Origin of the sequence: Provencibacterium massiliense (assembly GCF_900169495.1) — a bacterium.
GTDB lineage: Bacteria > Bacillota > Clostridia > Oscillospirales > Ruminococcaceae > Harryflintia > Harryflintia acetispora.
The window spans coordinates 1-15587 of record NZ_FWCH01000011.1 but is presented as its reverse complement, the minus strand read 5'-3'; the positions used below and the strand labels follow the sequence as shown (position 1 = coordinate 15587).

Sequence of the window (15587 nt, the reverse complement as noted above, 5' to 3'; positions counted from 1 at the left end):
ACAGGGTTGGAAACAACAACGAAAAGGACGATGTCGAGTCGCATGACCGGCATCGTTCTTTTTTGCAACAAAATATTAGAATTACGGAGGTATTTACCATGAAACACCTGTTATCTTGTGAATTTAACCTTGATACTGCTTGTGTAGAGCTTTGCTTTTCAGACGGCAGCATGGTTTCTATCGACACTATTGCTGTGGAAAATGAGGTGGTAAACAATATGTATCAACAGTCGGAACTCGACTATCTGATCTATAATGACCCTGCTGCATATGCTGATTTAATCCTTAACGGCGATCCTGCTGTCTACCTCAAGACAGTTACGGAATACCAAAACCTTGATTGATTTTTGGTGACGAACAAGAGCTGCCCTGCCATTCAGCGGGGCAGCGCTTGTTTTGGCAAAAATGTGTTCATGAAAAGTTATGCTTTACTTTGGTGAATTGGGAAACTAATCTTGAAAAATATGGTGCCTTCTTGTATAATGATGTGTGTACACAAACCGACTTACCGGAAAGGATGAAACCGATGGCCGATACGCATATTAAATATAACGATCACTCGATCAACTCCGCATTTAAGAATCACTACATTGTTCCCGACTATCAACGAGAGTATGTTTGGAAAGACGAACAGGTAGAGCAGCTGTTGGCAGACTTACTGGATGCCTACAATACCGATAGTCAAAAGGCTTATTTCCTTGGCACTATTGTAACTTATGACTCTGGCAGCCAGTTTGAGTTGATTGACGGACAGCAGCGCCTTACCACATTTTTTATTCTGTTGTGTGCGATCAAAAAAATCTACATAGATCATGGTGAACAAACCAGTGTTATTGAAAATTTAATTTATAGCCCAACTATGAATAGTGAGGGTGATGTGATTAACTTGTATCATCTCCAGCTTCAATATGAAGATGCAGGAAATTGTTTGGAGCTGATTGAAAAAGGACAGGAACGGCCGAACTATATCACGCAATCGGGAGAAAGACTGTTCGACGCATTCAAGACGATCCAGGACTTTTTGCAGGAGCAATTCCCCCAAATCGCTGATTTGAAAAAATTTGTTGTGTTTCTGCTAAACAAAACAAGCTTTATTCGTATTGAAACTTATGACATTTCCGATGCACTGAAAATTTTTGAAACAATCAACCAGCGAGGCAAAGGGCTTGACCCGATGGATTTGCTTAAGAATATGGTTTTCCGTCAGGTTGACAGAAGCAAATTCAAAGAACTAAATATGAACTGGAAGTCTATTACCCGTTCACTGGAAAAAATTGATGAGAAGCCGCTCCGTTTTCTTCGCTATTTTATCATGGCCAATTATGATACCTCCAGCGAAAAAGATGGGATTCTCCGTGAAGATCAGATCTATACCTGGCTCAGTAATAACAACGCACAGTGCCATTATGAAGAAGCTCCATTTCAATTTGTTCAAAAAATGGCACGAAATGTTGAGTTATATGTTAAATGCAGGATGCCTGATGATGCATCGGAAGGAAATGTACATTTGAAGAACATTCCTTTGCTGGCAGGTAAATCCTATAAGCTGCACTTGATGCTTCTTCTTGCGGCTTCTAACATGAACTCAGAAGCATTTGCTAAATTTAAAAGCATTCTTGAATCTGTAGTTTATTACACGGTAATTGATAAAATAGCGACCAACATCACAGAGCGAACTTTTGCATTGTGGTGCAGAGATATTCGCAATATTATTACGGTAGAGGACTTGGATTGTTTTGTAAAGAACACTATTATTCCCACGGTGAATGACTGGAAACTCGATAATAAATCCAACTTCCTTCGCTTGGGGTTGAACAGTATGCAGCAATATCGAATCAAGTTTATTCTCGGTAAAATCACTGCGTATGTAGATGCGTTGAAATTAGGGAAAACCACGGTGGAGGATTTAACTACCTATACGGAAACCGCAGTTGAGATTGAACACATTATGCCGCAGACTTGTACAGATAAAGGATTGTACGGCATGAATGAAGAAGAATTTTCTGTATATATTAACCGCCTTGGAAATCTTACCTTGCTTGAAAACACCATCAACAGATCAATCCAGAATGATGTTTACGCAAACAAGGCAACTTACTATAAACAGTCTAAATTCTACATCACTTCTTCTATCTCGGAACTGGTGAATTTAGGACAGGATACTGCTATCAACAGAACGAACTCACTGCTGTCCTCTTGGTCTGATTGGAACAAACAAGCCATTGAAGAACGACAAGAAATGTTCTATCGCTTAAGCGAAATGATATGGGAGCTGCGATAACCTACCAGATAAAAGGAGTGCTTTAGAGGTATTTACAATGGCAGATAAGCGAAAACCACCAATCCGTCAACGCCCAATACAGGTCAAGTTTTTTGTAGACGAAAAAGAGCTTGACCTGATAAAACAGAAAATGGCACAGATGGGAACAGAGAACATGAGTGCCTATCTCCGCAAAATGGCAATCGACGGGTATGTTGTAAATTTGGATATGCCCGAACTCCGTCAGTTGACTTCCAAAATGAAACGAATATCCAACAGCGAAAACCAGATTGCCAAACAACTTAACACAACGGGTAACATCTACGAAGCGGACATTGAAGAAATCAAAAAGAATCAGGAAGAAATTTACGAAGGCATTAAAAAAATTCTGCTTTCTCTTTCCCATCTGAAATGATGTCAGCTCCGCAGGAGCGTAGCCGATTTTGAAAAAATCGTCAAAGGGTTTGGGATGCTTCCCAACAAGCTTTTGCAAAAATCAGCTTCGCTGAAATTTGCAAAACGCACGATGTGTGTACACACGTGCACTGCTTGCAAAGTTTGTTTTGACCTTTTGTAGGCAGATGGAAGATTTTCATTTTCCGCAAAATCGGCAACGCTGTATTTTGTAAAAATCGCAGTGTGCAGCTACACCTGCTGTGCTTGTTATTCCAACAATATTTTGAACAGAACGAATCGAAGTGAATGAAAGAAAAGGAGGTTCGACCGGATGGATGAGAAACGAAAAGAGGAAGAAACTCGTGAGCTTACTCCCGAAGAAATAGATGATATGATTTTTGAGGAACAGATTGCGAGTGGAGAGCATAACGAGAAAGTTCCAGAATACTACTTCTCCAATCCCGACCCGTATGCCATGGTCGAGCCTCGCCCCGATGATGCACCAAAGCGTGACATCAAGTTTGATGAAAACGGCAACATCGTTGTAAAAAATCCGTCTGCCTTTTGGCTGCCCGAAGTGACAATCGTGGATGAAATCGGCGGCGCAGAATACACCGTTACAGGCAGCTACGAGGGCACGGAAACTCTTGATAAAAAGCTCAAACGCATTATGGAGCAGAACGCTGCCGATGATGAATCTGATATCACGGAGGATGGCGAATGAATAGCGACACCTCTCTTGATATAAATAACCATTCCAATCCTGTACAGACAGTTGCCCAACAGAAGGAGGATAACGAAATGTTAAGGGCAACCGACAAAATCACAGCACTTTATTGCAGATTATCCGTAGAGGACACCAAGGATGAGAAGAAAAACGGCAAAGAGGATTTGTCAAATTCCATCCAAAATCAAAAGGTCATGTTGCTTCAATATGCACGAGATCACCGCTTCCCCCACCCGACATTTTTTATTGACGACGGCTACAGCGGTGTGACCTATGATCGTCCTGGTTTTCAGAAAATGCTTGATGAAATTGAAGCCGGTCATGTGGGTGCGGTCATTACGAAAGACCTGTCAAGGCTTGGGCGAAATTCCGCTTTGACGGGACTCTATATCAACTATACTTTCCCTCAGAACGATGTCCGCTATATCGCCATCAACGACCACTTTGACAGTATCAACCCCAACAGCACCGACAGCGACATTGCCGGTATCAAAAACTGGTTCAACGAGTTTTTCGCCAAAGATACAAGCCGAAAGATTCGTGCGGTGCAAAAAGCAAAGGGTGAGCGTGGCGAAAGATTGACCGTCCATGTACCGTATGGCTACATGAAAAATCCAGAAAATCCAAAGGAATGGATTATTGACGAGGAAGCTGCACAGGTGGTCAAGAAGATTTTCACGCTCTGCATGAACGGACGAGGACCGAGCCAAATTGCAGACCAGCTTGAAAAGGACAAGATACTCACACCTACCGCATACAAAAACAAGCAAGGTGTGAAAACACCGCACACCGAGCCGGAAAATCCTTACCGCTGGCACGAAAGCACCATTGTCAATATTCTTGAACGAAAAGAGTACATTGGCGCAACGGTCAATTTCAAGACCTACACCAATTCCATTTGGGACAAGAAGCAGAGGGAGAATCCCGAAGAAAATCGAGTGATTTTCTACAACACCCATCCCGCCATTATTGAGCAGGAAGTCTTTGACAAGGTGCAGGAAATTCGTCAGCAGCGACACAGAAGAACGGCAACTGGCAAGAGCAGCCCGTTTTCGGGATTGGTGTTCTGTGCCGATTGCAAGCAGAAGCTCTACTATTCCACCACCAAATACTTTGAAAAACGGCAGGACTTTTTCATCTGTTCCACTCATCGAGCTAACAAGGACAAGTGCAGTGGACACTACATTCGTGCCGTAGTTCTGGAGGATTTAGTCTGGAATCACATGAAAGAGGTTATCTCGTATGTGACCCGATATGAAGCACATTTCAGGGTGGAAATGGAGCAAAAATTCCGTCTGCAAAGCGAGGAAACCATAAGGGTATATAAGAAGCGTCTGGCACAGGCAGAAAAGCGTATAGGGGAACTTGACCGCCTGTTTATCAAAATCTACGAGGACAACGCCAAGGGCAAGCTGAACGATGACCGCTTTGCCATGATGAGCAAGACCTATGAGGACGAGCAGGCGCAGCTCAAAGTTGAAATCATAAATCTGCAAAAAGAAGTCGAAGTACAGGAACGACAGATAGAAGATCTTGAACAGTTTATTCAGCGGGCACATAGATACACCGACCTCACGGAACTTACGCCATATGCTCTCAGAGAGCTTGTAAAAGCGGTTTATGTGGAGGCACCGGACAAGTCCAGCGGCAAGCGCAAACAGAGGGTACATATCGAATATGACCTTGTTGGCTATATTCCCGTGGATGAACTGATAAAAGCGGAACAGGCATGACCGAAATCATGCCTGTTCCAAGAAATTCACATATTACTGTTTTACGACCACCGAGCGTTCCGGGCGCGTTTTTCGCTGCAGCCGACCGCTGTATCAGGGTCGCGTTATATTGGCACAAAAAGAGCGGGCCCATGTGGGCCCGCTCTTGGAAGAAACTGATGGTTAAATCAGTTGCAGATGCATTTTTCGGTCTCTTTGTCGAAGAGGTGGAGCTTGTTGACATCGATCGCCATCTTGATGGTGTCGCCGGTCTTCGCAGTGGAGCGCGGATCAACACGGGCGGTCATGCTCACGCCAACGCAGGTCAGGTACAGATAGGTCTCGGCACCCATCATCTCGGTGACCTCGACGTCCGCGTCCACGATACCGGTGGTGGCGCTGGAGAGGAACATCTCCTCGTCATGCAGGTCTTCCGGACGAACGCCCAGAACAACGTCCTTGCCCACATAGTCGCGCAGGCCCGGGGTGTTGGCCTTGCTCTCCGGCATAACGACGGTGTACTTCTTGTCGTTGCCGAACTCGACGACCATCTTGCCGCCCTCTTCCTTGAGCTTGGCGTCCACAAAGTTCATTTGCGGGGAGCCGATGAACCCGGCGACGAACATGTTGACCGGGGTGTTGTAGAGGTTCTCAGGAGAATCGACCTGCTGGATGAGACCGTCCTTCATGACGACGATCCGGTCGCCCATGGTCATAGCCTCGATCTGGTCGTGGGTAACGTAGATGAAGGTGGTGCCCAAGCGGATGTGCAGCTTGGTCAGCTCGGTACGCATCTGAGCACGGAGCTTCGCGTCCAGGTTGGACAGCGGCTCGTCGAGGAGGAAGACCTTCGGCTCACGCACGATAGCACGGCCCAGCGCAACACGCTGACGCTGACCACCGGAGAGCGCCTTCGGCTTTCTGTCGAGCAGGTGGGCGATGTCGAGGATTCTGGCAGCCTCTTCCACGCGGCGCTTGATCTCATCCTTCGGGGTCTTGCGCAGCTTCAGGCCGAACGCCATGTTCTCGAACACAGTCATATGCGGGTACAGCGCGTAGTTCTGGAACACCATCGCGATGTCTCTGTCCTTCGGGGCCACATCGTTGACCAGCTTGTCGCCGATGTACAGCTCGCCCTCGGAGATTTCCTCCAGACCGGCGATCATACGCAGGGTGGTGGACTTACCGCAGCCGGAAGGTCCGACCAGGATGACGAACTCCTTATCCGGAATCTCGAGGCAGAAGTCGGTTACGGCGGTGACGCCGCCTGCATATCTCTTATAAATGTGCTTTAACGAAAGACTTGCCATGTTACAATCTCCTCCTATTTGCTGGATGACCCCGAGGGGCCAAATTATGTACTTCACGTAAGTTTTAGCTTGTATCCATATCATAACAAAACGGCGCCAAATGTGCAATTTGCCGATTATCCAAACTTATATTTTGCCGTTCGGTCACTTTGACAACAAAAACAGCATTATCACCAAAAAGGCGAATGGAATTATCAGGTTTTATACATTTTTTAATGACTTTGGCTTGATAAAGCCATTTGAGGCGATCTTTTCCAGCTCCCCGGCGTCCAGCGGGCGGCACCCGCCGAGCGGAAGGGACCCGTCAAGCGGCAGCTCCCCGATGGCCTCCCTCTTTAAATAAACGACCTGCGCGCCGCAGGCGAGGAACATCCTTTTCACCTGGTGGTACATCCCCTCGTGGAGCACCACCCGGTACTCCCCATTTTGGGGTGAGAGGGCCTCCAGCTTTGCCGGACGGCAGAGGGCGCCGTCCTCCAGCGTCACCCCCGCGCCGAAGCGGGCGGCGGCATCCGCGCACAGCTCCCCTTCCACCCGCGCGAAGTAGGTCTTGGCGACATGGTTTTTCGGCGAGAGGATGCGATGCGCAAAGTCCCCGTCGTCGGTCAGCAGCAAAAAACCCTCGGTGTCCTTGTCCAGCCTCCCCGCCGGAAAGAGGCTCTTGCGCTTCAGTTCGGGCGGCACCAGCTCGAGCACCGTCTTCTGCCGGGGGTCGTCGGTCGCGCTGACAAAGCCCGCGGGCTTGTTCATCATCAGATAGCTGTGCCCGCAGGCGATTGGGCGGCCGAGCAGGGCGATCTCCTGCCTGTCGGGGTCCACCTTCTGCTCGGGGCGCCGCGCCGCTTCGCCGTCGACCGTGATTTCACCGCGCAGAATCATCCTTTTGAGCTCGCTGCGGGTATAGGTCGTGCATTCGCTCAGTATCCGGTCCAAACGCTGCGGCAAGGCGCAATCCCCCCTTCCAGATTCTCCTGCGTCATTATAACACAATATCGAAAAATAAAAAGACCCATAGTATAAGAATCTACCGGTCTCTTTGTCCTTTTATTTGCGCAGGGGATTCGAGCGCGCTGCCGTTTATCCCCGCCATTTCCCTAATTATATCCTTTTTTGAAAAAATATGCAAGCCAAAGGCCCCTTTCCTCCCGCCTTCTCCCCTTCCAATGACCGATGGATTCTTATACTAACGGTCATTTAAAGGAGGATGGCAATTCAGATGAAACGCTTGGGCAGACGGTGCAGGCTTCTCTGCACAGCAGGGCTTATCATCGCACTCTCGTTCACGGCGCACGCGGCGCAGTCCGAGGCCTTCGCCGGACTTTTAGGGATCACGGTGCCGGTCACGCGCGGCGCGCAGGGAGTGCAAACCATAGAGGGCTTCCGCGTCTGGGCGGTCGGGGTCGGGGCGGGCTCGGCACAGGAAGGGCAGGTTTTCCAGGCGCAGGATACGCCGGCCGCGTCGGGAGACGCATTCCGGTATTTTATCCCCATCTCCTTCCCCGATGCTGTCCAGGAGTATGAAATCCATGTCGTTTCGAAACCACCCGAGAGCCTGCAGGGGCTGCGCCGCGAGGCGGAAAAGACCGTCCGCTGGACCTTCTATCCCATATCCATCGAAGAATCCGTAACCCTCACCTTTGCCAAGGCTTTAAACCGCGCGACGATTGCGGCCGACAATCCGCAAGACATTCCCCTCTCGTGGAGCAGCAGCGACCCGAACATCGCCACGGTGGACGCCAACGGGCAGCTTACGGGAACCGGAATCGGCTCCTGCACCGTCACCGCCGCGATCCCGGGCACCACCTTTTTTGACAGCTGCACGGTGCGCGTAAACCCGCTTTCCGAGGAGCAGATCCGCACCGGGTCGAGCGGCAGCCCGCACATCTGGGGAGAAGACCTGGGCGGGTATGAATGGTACGCGATGGACCGGGACGGCGCGGGCGTATACACCCTGCTCTGCACGGGCAACCTGTCCACCGCCCAGCTTTGGGACAACCGCGCGACGGAGGACGACAGCCGCAGCGTTGGCAAGAACGACTGGTCGGGCAGCCTGATCCAGGGGTATCTTGTCGGCCATCCGCTCAACCAGACCCTGCGAAACGACGCCCGGGTACTAAGCGCCGCAGACTGCCTCAAGCCGGTCGCACGGTATTACTACGGCTCCAACCTTTCCCCCAGCGCGGGATACCTGTCGAGCGAGAAGCTGTTCCTGCCCGCGGTCTCGCAGCTGTGCGGCGCGACCAATCCTTCCGGATTGGGCAACCCTCTCATGCCGGATCTGACGGCGCGCAGCTGGGACGGCCTCGTCGATGGGCGGGGCGGAGCGCAGTGGGACTGGTTCTCCGCGCATAACCGGAAGAGCGCCCTCGCCGCCGTCTTTGGCGGGAGCAACTGCTCCTGGACCTCGTCCCCACAGCCGCAAAGCTCCAGGAGCGTCGTCTTTGTACGCACCGACGGGGACCTGCATGCCAACTACGGCGGCTGGTATTCCTACAACGTGCGCCCTGCCATCAAGCTGAAGCCCTAACCGTCTCTGGACAATTCCCGTGATATAAAATAAAAAGGCCGCAAGCAAGGGTTGCTTGCGGTCTGCTCTTCCTGCCAACGGCGCGCCGGGCGCGCCCATTTCGGTCTTTTCCTGCTTTATTTTACCATATCCTTGTAATATTTTCAAGTAACCGCCCGGTACTCCCCAAACGACCCGGGAATCCCTCCTCCCCCCTGACCGCAAGCAACCCTTTCTGTCGGTCAAAGGCTTTTAGGAGGGATTCCGGATGAAACCAAACCGTCTGTTCGGGCTCGCCGCGGTGGGCCTCTGCCTGCTCTCTGGCGCCGCCGCGCACGCGCAGGAGCCGCTCGCCGCTTCCTATGCGGCGGTGCAGGGGATCAAGATCGACTTCACCCCCTCCCCGCGCACCCCGCATTACCGGTTCGAGCTGCGGGAAAAGGGGGGCGAAACGCTGCTGTGTGCGAAAGAATTCGACTCCCTCCCCGGGCGGACCGACGTCTTCCTCCCCTTTGACGCCGCGCTGCCGGGGGCCCAATATACCCTGTCGGTGACCGCCCTGCCCCAGACGGAGAGGGCGGGGCTGGACACCGCCGCCACCAAGGAGCGGGACTTCTCCCTCCCCACCGTCTGCGGGCATACCTTGGCGCAGGGCGGCTTCCTCTATGGCGACGGGAGCGAGGAGAACCCCTATCTCGTCGCCTCCCCAGCCCAGCTGCAGCACATCTCCCACGCCGACCACCGGGGCAAGGGGCAGTATTTCAGGCAGACGCGGGACATCGACCTGCTCGATCCCGCCTTTTATCAAGACGGCGCGCCCTACGATGCGGACGCCGACCCCTCCAACGGCAACTGGCTGCCCATCGCCCCGGCCCACAACTGGAACAATACCTTTATCGGCCACTACGGCGGGGGCGGGCACGCGGTGCGCAACATCTCCTACATCAACTCCCTGACCAGCAACCAGGACGCCGGGATTTTCGGCATCGTCAGCCGGAACAGCTCGATCCACGACCTGGGGGTGGAAAACTTCCACTTCGAGGGGCTCGGCGCCGGCGGCATCGTCGGCGCCGCCAGCGGCTGGACCACGGGGATGACCACCCGCTTCTACCGCTGCTATGCCCTGAATGGTTACGCCAAGGGCGCGAACGCCGGCGGGTGCTTCGGCTATCTGCACAGCGACACGGGAAACCTGCAAATCGAGGACTGCTACTGCGCCGGGTTCACGGGCGAGGCCGTCTACAGCAATGGGTATAACGACGCCGGCGGGATCGCCAGCGAAATTTCTTCCAACCACACGGGGCAAAATTGGGTGCGCGGCTGCTACGCTATCCCGCTCTCCCTGAGCACCAACAACACTTCTGCGCGCCACGGCCTGGGCGGGGTCGTCGGCACCGTCGTCCACCCCTCCTATGTCTCTTACCCCAGCTATGCCGATTTTGTGGACGTGCAGGGCAACTACTACCTCGCGGGCTTGGCGCCCTACGGCGTGGGCTATCCGGCCTCCGACAGCGGGGCCGTGCCCATTTCTTCAAGCAGCTTCGGCGAGCAGTCCACCTTCTCCGGCTGGGATTTCGAGGGCACCTGGACGATGGGTTCCATTACCTATACCGACGCCTCGGGCGCGGAGCGGACCATCGCCGCCCCGGTGCTGCGCGCCTTCCAGGGCGGCCGGGACTATGCCGCCGCGCAGGGCGCAGGGGAGCGCGCCGCCCTCACGCTGGGGTTCTCCAAATAGAGGGAATAACAAAAACACCCGCGCCGGTTGGCGCGGGTGTTTTTATCTGTGATAAGAAACTTATTTGACTTCGACTTCGGCGCCGGCATCTTTGAGCTTCTTCTCGATCTCGTCGGCATCGGCCTTGGAGACGCCCTCTTTGATCGGCTTCGGAGCGCCGTCGACCAGCTCCTTGGCCTCCTTGAGGCCCAGACCGGTGATCTCCTTGACGACCTTGATGACGTTCATCTTGCTCTCGCCAGCGGACTTGAGCACAACGTCGAACTCGCTCTTCTCTTCGCCAGCCGGGGCAGCGCCGCCAGCAGCCGGAGCAGCGGCAACGGCAACCGGAGCAGCGGCGGAAACGCCGAACTCCTCCTCGAGGGCCTTGACGAGCTCGGAGAGCTCCAGAACAGTAAGGGACTTAACATCTTCGATCAGCTTTAAAACTTTCTCAGAAGCCATGGTAATTTACCTCCATAAATTTCATTTTAATGTTGTTTGGATGCGGGGCTTTAGGCGCCCTGCTTTTCGGCGATGGCGTTAAGCGCCACCACCAGCCCGCGGATGTTGCCGTTAAGCACATTGACAAATCCGGTGATCGGCGCGTTGAAGCCCGCGAGGGCCTTGGCAACGAGCTCTTCCCGGCTGGGCAGCTTGGCAAGGCTCTGCACTTCGTCAGCGTCGAGGACTCCGCCATCGACGTAGCCCGCCTTGACGTTAAAGACGGTCTTGGACTTCTCCGCATACTTGCAGATGATCTTGGCGGCGGCGACCGGGTCGCTCTCGCTGATCGCGACGGCGGTGGTCCCTTCGAGCACCTTGGTCAGATCCTCGAGGCCCGCATCCTTCGCAGCGAAGCGGACCATCGAGTTCTTGTAGACGGCGTAGTGCACGCCCGCCTGACGCAGCTCGCGGCGCAGCGCGGTGTCGTCGGCCACGTTGATCCCCTTGTAGTCCACCAGGACGCCGGCCACGGAGCCTTTCATCTTTTCGGTGAGGGCTGCGACCGCTTCCTTCTTGCTTTGCAGTATCTTTTCACTCGGCAATTTCTGTTCACCTCCCGAACGATTGGTTCGATTTTTCATGCTTGCAAATGCGCAAATGTTCATGAAAAAAGCTCTTTCCGCATACCGCGAAAAGAGCTTTGAAGACAAAACATCTTACATAAAAGCGTCTTTCCTCGGCGGGCAGGGAATGCTCCCTTTACGGCAAAACTGCCGCCAGCTGTCTGCGGAATCTGACAACTATATTAGTATAACCGCTTCCACGGTGCTTGTCAAGCCTTTTTACACCCCGAAGCGGGACGGGTTGATCCGCACGCCGGGGCCCATGGTGGTGGCAAGGACGCAGCTCTTGATGTACTGGCCCTTGGCCGCGGCCGGCTTCGCCTTGACGATGGCGCCCATCAGGGTGTCGAAGTTCTCCTGCAGCTTCTCGGTGCCGAAGGAGGCCTTGCCGATCGGGCAGTGGATGATGTTGGTCTTGTCCAGGCGGTACTCGATCTTACCGGCCTTCGCCTCGGTGACCGCCTTGGCGACGTCCGGGGTGACGGTGCCGGCCTTCGGGTTCGGCATGAGGCCGCGGGGTCCGAGGATTTTACCGAGGCGCCCGACGATCCCCATCATGTCCGGGGTCGCGATCACCACGTCGAAATCCATGAAGCCCTCGCCCTGGATCTTCTGCATGAGATCCTCGGCGCCGACGATCTCCGCACCCGCATCCTCGGCGGCCTTGGCGTTGTCGCCCTTGGCGAAGACGCAGACGCGCACCTTCTTGCCGGTGCCGTTGGGCAGCACGACCGCGCCGCGCACCTGCTGGTCGGCGTGGCGGCTGTCGACGCCCAGGCGCACATGCAGCTCGACGGTCTCGTCGAACTTGGCCTTGGCGCACTTGGCGCACAGCTCGATGGCTTCCTTTACATCATACAGGTTCCCGCGCTCAATGGTCTTGGCGCTGTCCTGATACTTTTTACCGTGTTTCATACTGAAAATCTCCTCCTATAGAGTGGTATATACGGAATTTTCCTCCCACCCGGGGAGCCTAGTCTTCTACTTCAACGCCCATGGAACGCGCGGTGCCGCAGATCATGCTGGTCGCGGTCTCGACGTTCGCGGCGTTCAGGTCGGGCATCTTCTGCTCGGCGATCTTGCGGGCCTGCTCGCGGGTGATCTTGGCGACCTTCGTCTTGTTCGGGGCACCGGAGGCCTTGTCGATCCCGGCGGCCTTCTTGATGAGCACCGCGGCGGGCGGAGTCTTGGTGACGAAGCTGAAGGAGCGGTCCGCGTAAACGGTGATGACGACCGGGATGATCATCCCCGCGTCGTTCTTGGTACGCTCATTGAATTCCTTGGTGAACGCCATGATGTTGACGCCATGCTGTCCGAGAGCAGGACCAACAGGGGGCGCCGGAGTAGCCTTTCCGGCCGGGATCTGCAGCTTGATAAAGCCGACAACTTTCTGAGCCATTGTTTGCACCTCCAAAATATTGTGGTAATTGGCGGAGGCCGCTTGGCCTCCTCCCACTTCTAAGACCCGTGGCGCACGGGCTCACAGCGCCATACGGGTCCGGCGGTGTTAGTTCACCACGGGCGAAAACCATCGTTTCCCCGTTTATCCGGCAGTGTGACCGGATAGTCCTACAAAGGGTTAATCCAGCGCGGCGACCTGACCGAGCTCCAGCTCGACCGGTGTCTCGCGGCCGAACATCGAAACCGTGACCTTGAGCGTGCCGCGGTCGGTGTCGATCTCGTCCACCACGCCGATGAAGCCGTCGAGGTATCCGTCGATAATGCGCACGGAATCGCCCACCCCGTAGTTGACCTCGATCTCCTTGCGGTCCACGCCCAGGGCGTTTACCTCTTCCTCGGTCAGCGGCACGGGCTTCGAACCGGGGCCGACGAAACCGGTCACGCCCCGGATATTGCGGACAACGTACCAGCTGTCGTCGGTCATGATCATCTTGACCAGCACATAGCCGGGAAAGAGCTTGCGTTCCACTTCACGCGTCTTGTTGTCCTTGACCTCCTTGACCATCTCGGTGGGTACCATGACCTCCGGGATCAGGTCGTGGAGCTTGCGGTTCTCCACCGCCTTTTCAATGTCGGTGGCAACCTTGTTTTCATACCCCGAATAGGTATGCACGACATACCATCTTGCAGCTTCAGCCATTTAGCAATCCTCCATCCTTTAAGCGGCGCGCAGGAACAGGTCCACAGCCACTTTCAGGAGCGCATCGAACCCGCCGATGAACGCCGCCGAAATGACGACCACGACGATGACGATACCGGTGTTGTTCAGGATCTGCTTTTTGGTAGGCCATACGACTTTTTTGATCTCACCCAGCATGTCCCGGAAGGACTTCTGCATGCGTTTGAAAAAGCCGGGCTTTTTCGCCTTTTTTTCTTCCGCCATACCTCAAACCACCTTTACTTCGTTTCTTTATGAACGGTATGCTTGCGGCAGAAGCGGCAATACTTGTTCATTTCCAGCCTGTCCGGATCATTCTTCTTGTTCTTGTTGGTCTGGTAATTGCGCTGCTTGCACTCAGTGCAGGCGAGAACCACCTTGACTCTCATAAATCGGCACCTCCTGATTGTAACGAAATCGTGTCCCGCCCAGCGCGGGGCACCTCGATTGATTGCCTCCCTCGACCAAAGGATTATCCTTTGCCAGGTCAAGTGCGCGGCAAGTGGACCGCGCCCAAGAACGGCTCCCAAAAAAGAGGGTGTTACGCCCGTTTTTTGGGCATAAAAAAATAACCCTTTTTAGAGGTGATACTATATTACCACAAGCCCCCGCCCAAAGTCAAGGGCTTCCCGACGGTTTGTCCAGAGTTTTCACCGTTTTTGTGAAAAATATGCCGCGGCCGGGTATCCGGCCGCGGCGTTTTTCAGGAATCCTTCGGATTGTCGAACACGCGAAGCACCGGACGCCCCGCCCCCGCATCCATCCGCCAGACGTTCGCAAAGTCCCAGCCAGAGAAATTTGCAGCATTGGAAAAAGAGGCGAGCGGAAGGCCGGTCGATCCGGCAACATTGCCCTTATAGGTGGCGGTGGTGGCACCGCAGGAGATGTTGGTGGGAAAATAGCAATTGACCATCTCCCCGTAATTCCATTTCCCGGCCAAAATTCCTTTCATCGGGCCGGTCAGCCTGGTAGGAATGGCGTAACAGCGGCGGATGGCATTTTCAGCCTGGTTGCCATCGAAGTTTCCGGCAATTCCTCCCGGCCCCTCGCCCTGGCAGGTGTAGCTGCCGCCGACTTCATAACAATCCTCGATAATGGCGGTTAAGTCGTCCCCCAGAATGCCTCCAGCGCCCCCCTGCGCGCTGACGGTGCAGTTTTTGGCGTAGCAGCACTGTATGACGACGTTCTGCCCGCTGCCAACCAGGGCGCCGGCAAAGGCACTCGTGGTGGTGATGTTTGCATTTTCGACCCCCAAGTTCATCAACGTGCCGACAAATGAAGCAAACAGCCCTCCCGAACCACTGTAGGAACCCTTGAGGTTTCGCACCACATGCCCGCCCCCATCATAGGTCCCGATAAAGGCAAAATTTTGCCAGGCGTTTCCTGCCAGGTCGATATCGACGGTCTGAAGGAAAGTGCTTCCGTCGCGCGCATGGGCCGAGACATGCGCGAGCTGCTGCTGCGAGCCGACGTAGAAGGGATCCGCCGCACTCCCGCTCCCCCGGTAGAACGCGCCCGCAGTCCCTGAAGCGCACCCGCAGGTCGGCTTGGTGGTGAAGGAGAATTCCCGCACCGCCGCCGTGTCCGTCCCGAGCCGGCCCGGCAGCGGGCGCGCTTCAATTTTCAGGGTGTAGCTCTGCGGCCCGGTGATGTCATAGGCCAGCGGCAGGTAAACATCCCCCTGCGCCGCCGTCATCTCCACCTTCGCGCTGACCGCCGGGGTCCCGGCGGCGCTGCCGCCCTCGTAGAGCGAGAAGGTGTAGTCGGTGG

At 54.3% G+C, this 15587-nt stretch carries 17 protein-coding genes and 1 other annotated feature; of the genes, 7 read left to right on the top strand and 10 right to left on the bottom strand.

Annotated features, from left to right (window positions below):
• The first annotated feature begins 98 nt into the window (after positions 1-98).
• The 5 genes from B5477_RS03795 (at position 99) to B5477_RS03775 (ending at position 5116) form a co-directional block, all read left to right on the top strand.
• Entirely contained in the window at positions 99-344 is a 246-nt protein-coding gene (locus B5477_RS03795) for a DUF6061 family protein (protein ID WP_079698696.1), read from the top strand.
• Entirely contained in the window at positions 341-2281 is a 1941-nt protein-coding gene (locus tag B5477_RS03790; RefSeq protein WP_143533533.1) for a DUF262 domain-containing protein, read from the top strand. Before B5477_RS03795 ends, B5477_RS03790 begins: the two co-directional genes overlap by 4 nt.
• A 37-nt stretch (positions 2282-2318) precedes the next feature.
• The gene (locus B5477_RS03785) at positions 2319-2675 is read left to right on the top strand and encodes a plasmid mobilization protein (protein WP_020224487.1); all 357 of its coding nucleotides are present in this window, start codon (positions 2319-2321) and stop codon (positions 2673-2675) included.
• A gap of 312 nt (positions 2676-2987) precedes the next feature.
• Positions 2988-3380 (top strand): hypothetical protein, encoded by a 393-nt coding sequence (locus B5477_RS03780; protein ID WP_079698487.1) that lies wholly within the window; start codon positions 2988-2990, stop codon positions 3378-3380.
• On the top strand, positions 3377-5116 hold the full coding sequence (locus B5477_RS03775) for a recombinase family protein (protein ID WP_079698486.1): 1740 nt from the start codon (positions 3377-3379) through the stop codon (positions 5114-5116). The genes B5477_RS03780 and B5477_RS03775 overlap by 4 nt, the downstream gene beginning before the upstream one ends.
• Positions 5117-5283: 167 nt before the next feature.
• Here the strand turns inward: B5477_RS03775 and B5477_RS03770 are convergent, their stop codons facing one another.
• Together B5477_RS03770 and B5477_RS03765 are read right to left on the bottom strand one after the other, a co-directional pair.
• Entirely contained in the window at positions 5284-6405 is a 1122-nt protein-coding gene (locus B5477_RS03770; protein WP_079698485.1) for an ABC transporter ATP-binding protein, read from the bottom strand.
• Between the two features lie 201 nt (positions 6406-6606).
• Positions 6607-7350, bottom strand: a complete 744-nt coding sequence (locus B5477_RS03765) for a pseudouridine synthase (protein WP_242942116.1) — start codon at positions 7348-7350, stop codon at positions 6607-6609.
• A gap of 271 nt (positions 7351-7621) precedes the next feature.
• On the opposite strand from B5477_RS03765, the gene B5477_RS03760 reads away from it, so the two are divergent.
• Together B5477_RS03760 and B5477_RS03755 are read left to right on the top strand one after the other, a co-directional pair.
• On the top strand, positions 7622-8932 hold the full coding sequence (locus tag B5477_RS03760) for an Ig-like domain-containing protein (protein ID WP_079698484.1): 1311 nt from the start codon (positions 7622-7624) through the stop codon (positions 8930-8932).
• A 247-nt stretch (positions 8933-9179) separates the two neighbouring features.
• Positions 9180-10649: a hypothetical protein gene (locus B5477_RS03755; protein WP_079698483.1), complete on the top strand. Its 1470-nt coding sequence runs from the start codon at positions 9180-9182 to the stop codon at positions 10647-10649.
• A 60-nt stretch (positions 10650-10709) separates the two neighbouring features.
• Here the strand turns inward: B5477_RS03755 and rplL are convergent, their stop codons facing one another.
• The 8 genes from rplL to B5477_RS15000 form a co-directional block, all read right to left on the bottom strand.
• Complete coding sequence (gene rplL, locus B5477_RS03750) at positions 10710-11093, bottom strand: 50S ribosomal protein L7/L12 (protein ID WP_079698482.1); 384 nt, start codon at positions 11091-11093, stop codon at positions 10710-10712.
• Between the two features lie 50 nt (positions 11094-11143).
• On the bottom strand, positions 11144-11677 hold the full coding sequence (gene rplJ, locus B5477_RS03745; RefSeq protein WP_079698481.1) for a 50S ribosomal protein L10: 534 nt from the start codon (positions 11675-11677) through the stop codon (positions 11144-11146).
• Between the two features lie 55 nt (positions 11678-11732).
• Positions 11733-11883: a sequence feature (ribosomal protein L10 leader region), on the bottom strand.
• A 34-nt stretch (positions 11884-11917) separates the two neighbouring features.
• On the bottom strand, positions 11918-12613 hold the full coding sequence (gene rplA, locus B5477_RS03740; protein ID WP_079698480.1) for a 50S ribosomal protein L1: 696 nt from the start codon (positions 12611-12613) through the stop codon (positions 11918-11920).
• A 58-nt stretch (positions 12614-12671) separates the two neighbouring features.
• The gene (gene rplK, locus B5477_RS03735) at positions 12672-13097 is read right to left on the bottom strand and encodes a 50S ribosomal protein L11 (RefSeq protein WP_079698479.1); all 426 of its coding nucleotides are present in this window, start codon (positions 13095-13097) and stop codon (positions 12672-12674) included.
• A 180-nt stretch (positions 13098-13277) separates the two neighbouring features.
• Positions 13278-13799, bottom strand: a complete 522-nt coding sequence (gene nusG / locus B5477_RS03730; protein WP_079698478.1) for a transcription termination/antitermination protein NusG — start codon at positions 13797-13799, stop codon at positions 13278-13280.
• A gap of 18 nt (positions 13800-13817) precedes the next feature.
• The gene (secE, locus tag B5477_RS03725) at positions 13818-14042 is read right to left on the bottom strand and encodes a preprotein translocase subunit SecE (protein ID WP_079698477.1); all 225 of its coding nucleotides are present in this window, start codon (positions 14040-14042) and stop codon (positions 13818-13820) included.
• 14 nt (positions 14043-14056) lie between these two features.
• Entirely contained in the window at positions 14057-14206 is a 150-nt protein-coding gene (rpmG, locus tag B5477_RS03720) for a 50S ribosomal protein L33 (protein ID WP_079698476.1), read from the bottom strand.
• Positions 14207-14520: 314 nt separating this feature from the next.
• Positions 14521-15587: hypothetical protein (locus B5477_RS15000; protein WP_159448915.1), on the bottom strand; the 1067-nt coding region annotated here is incomplete at its 5' end.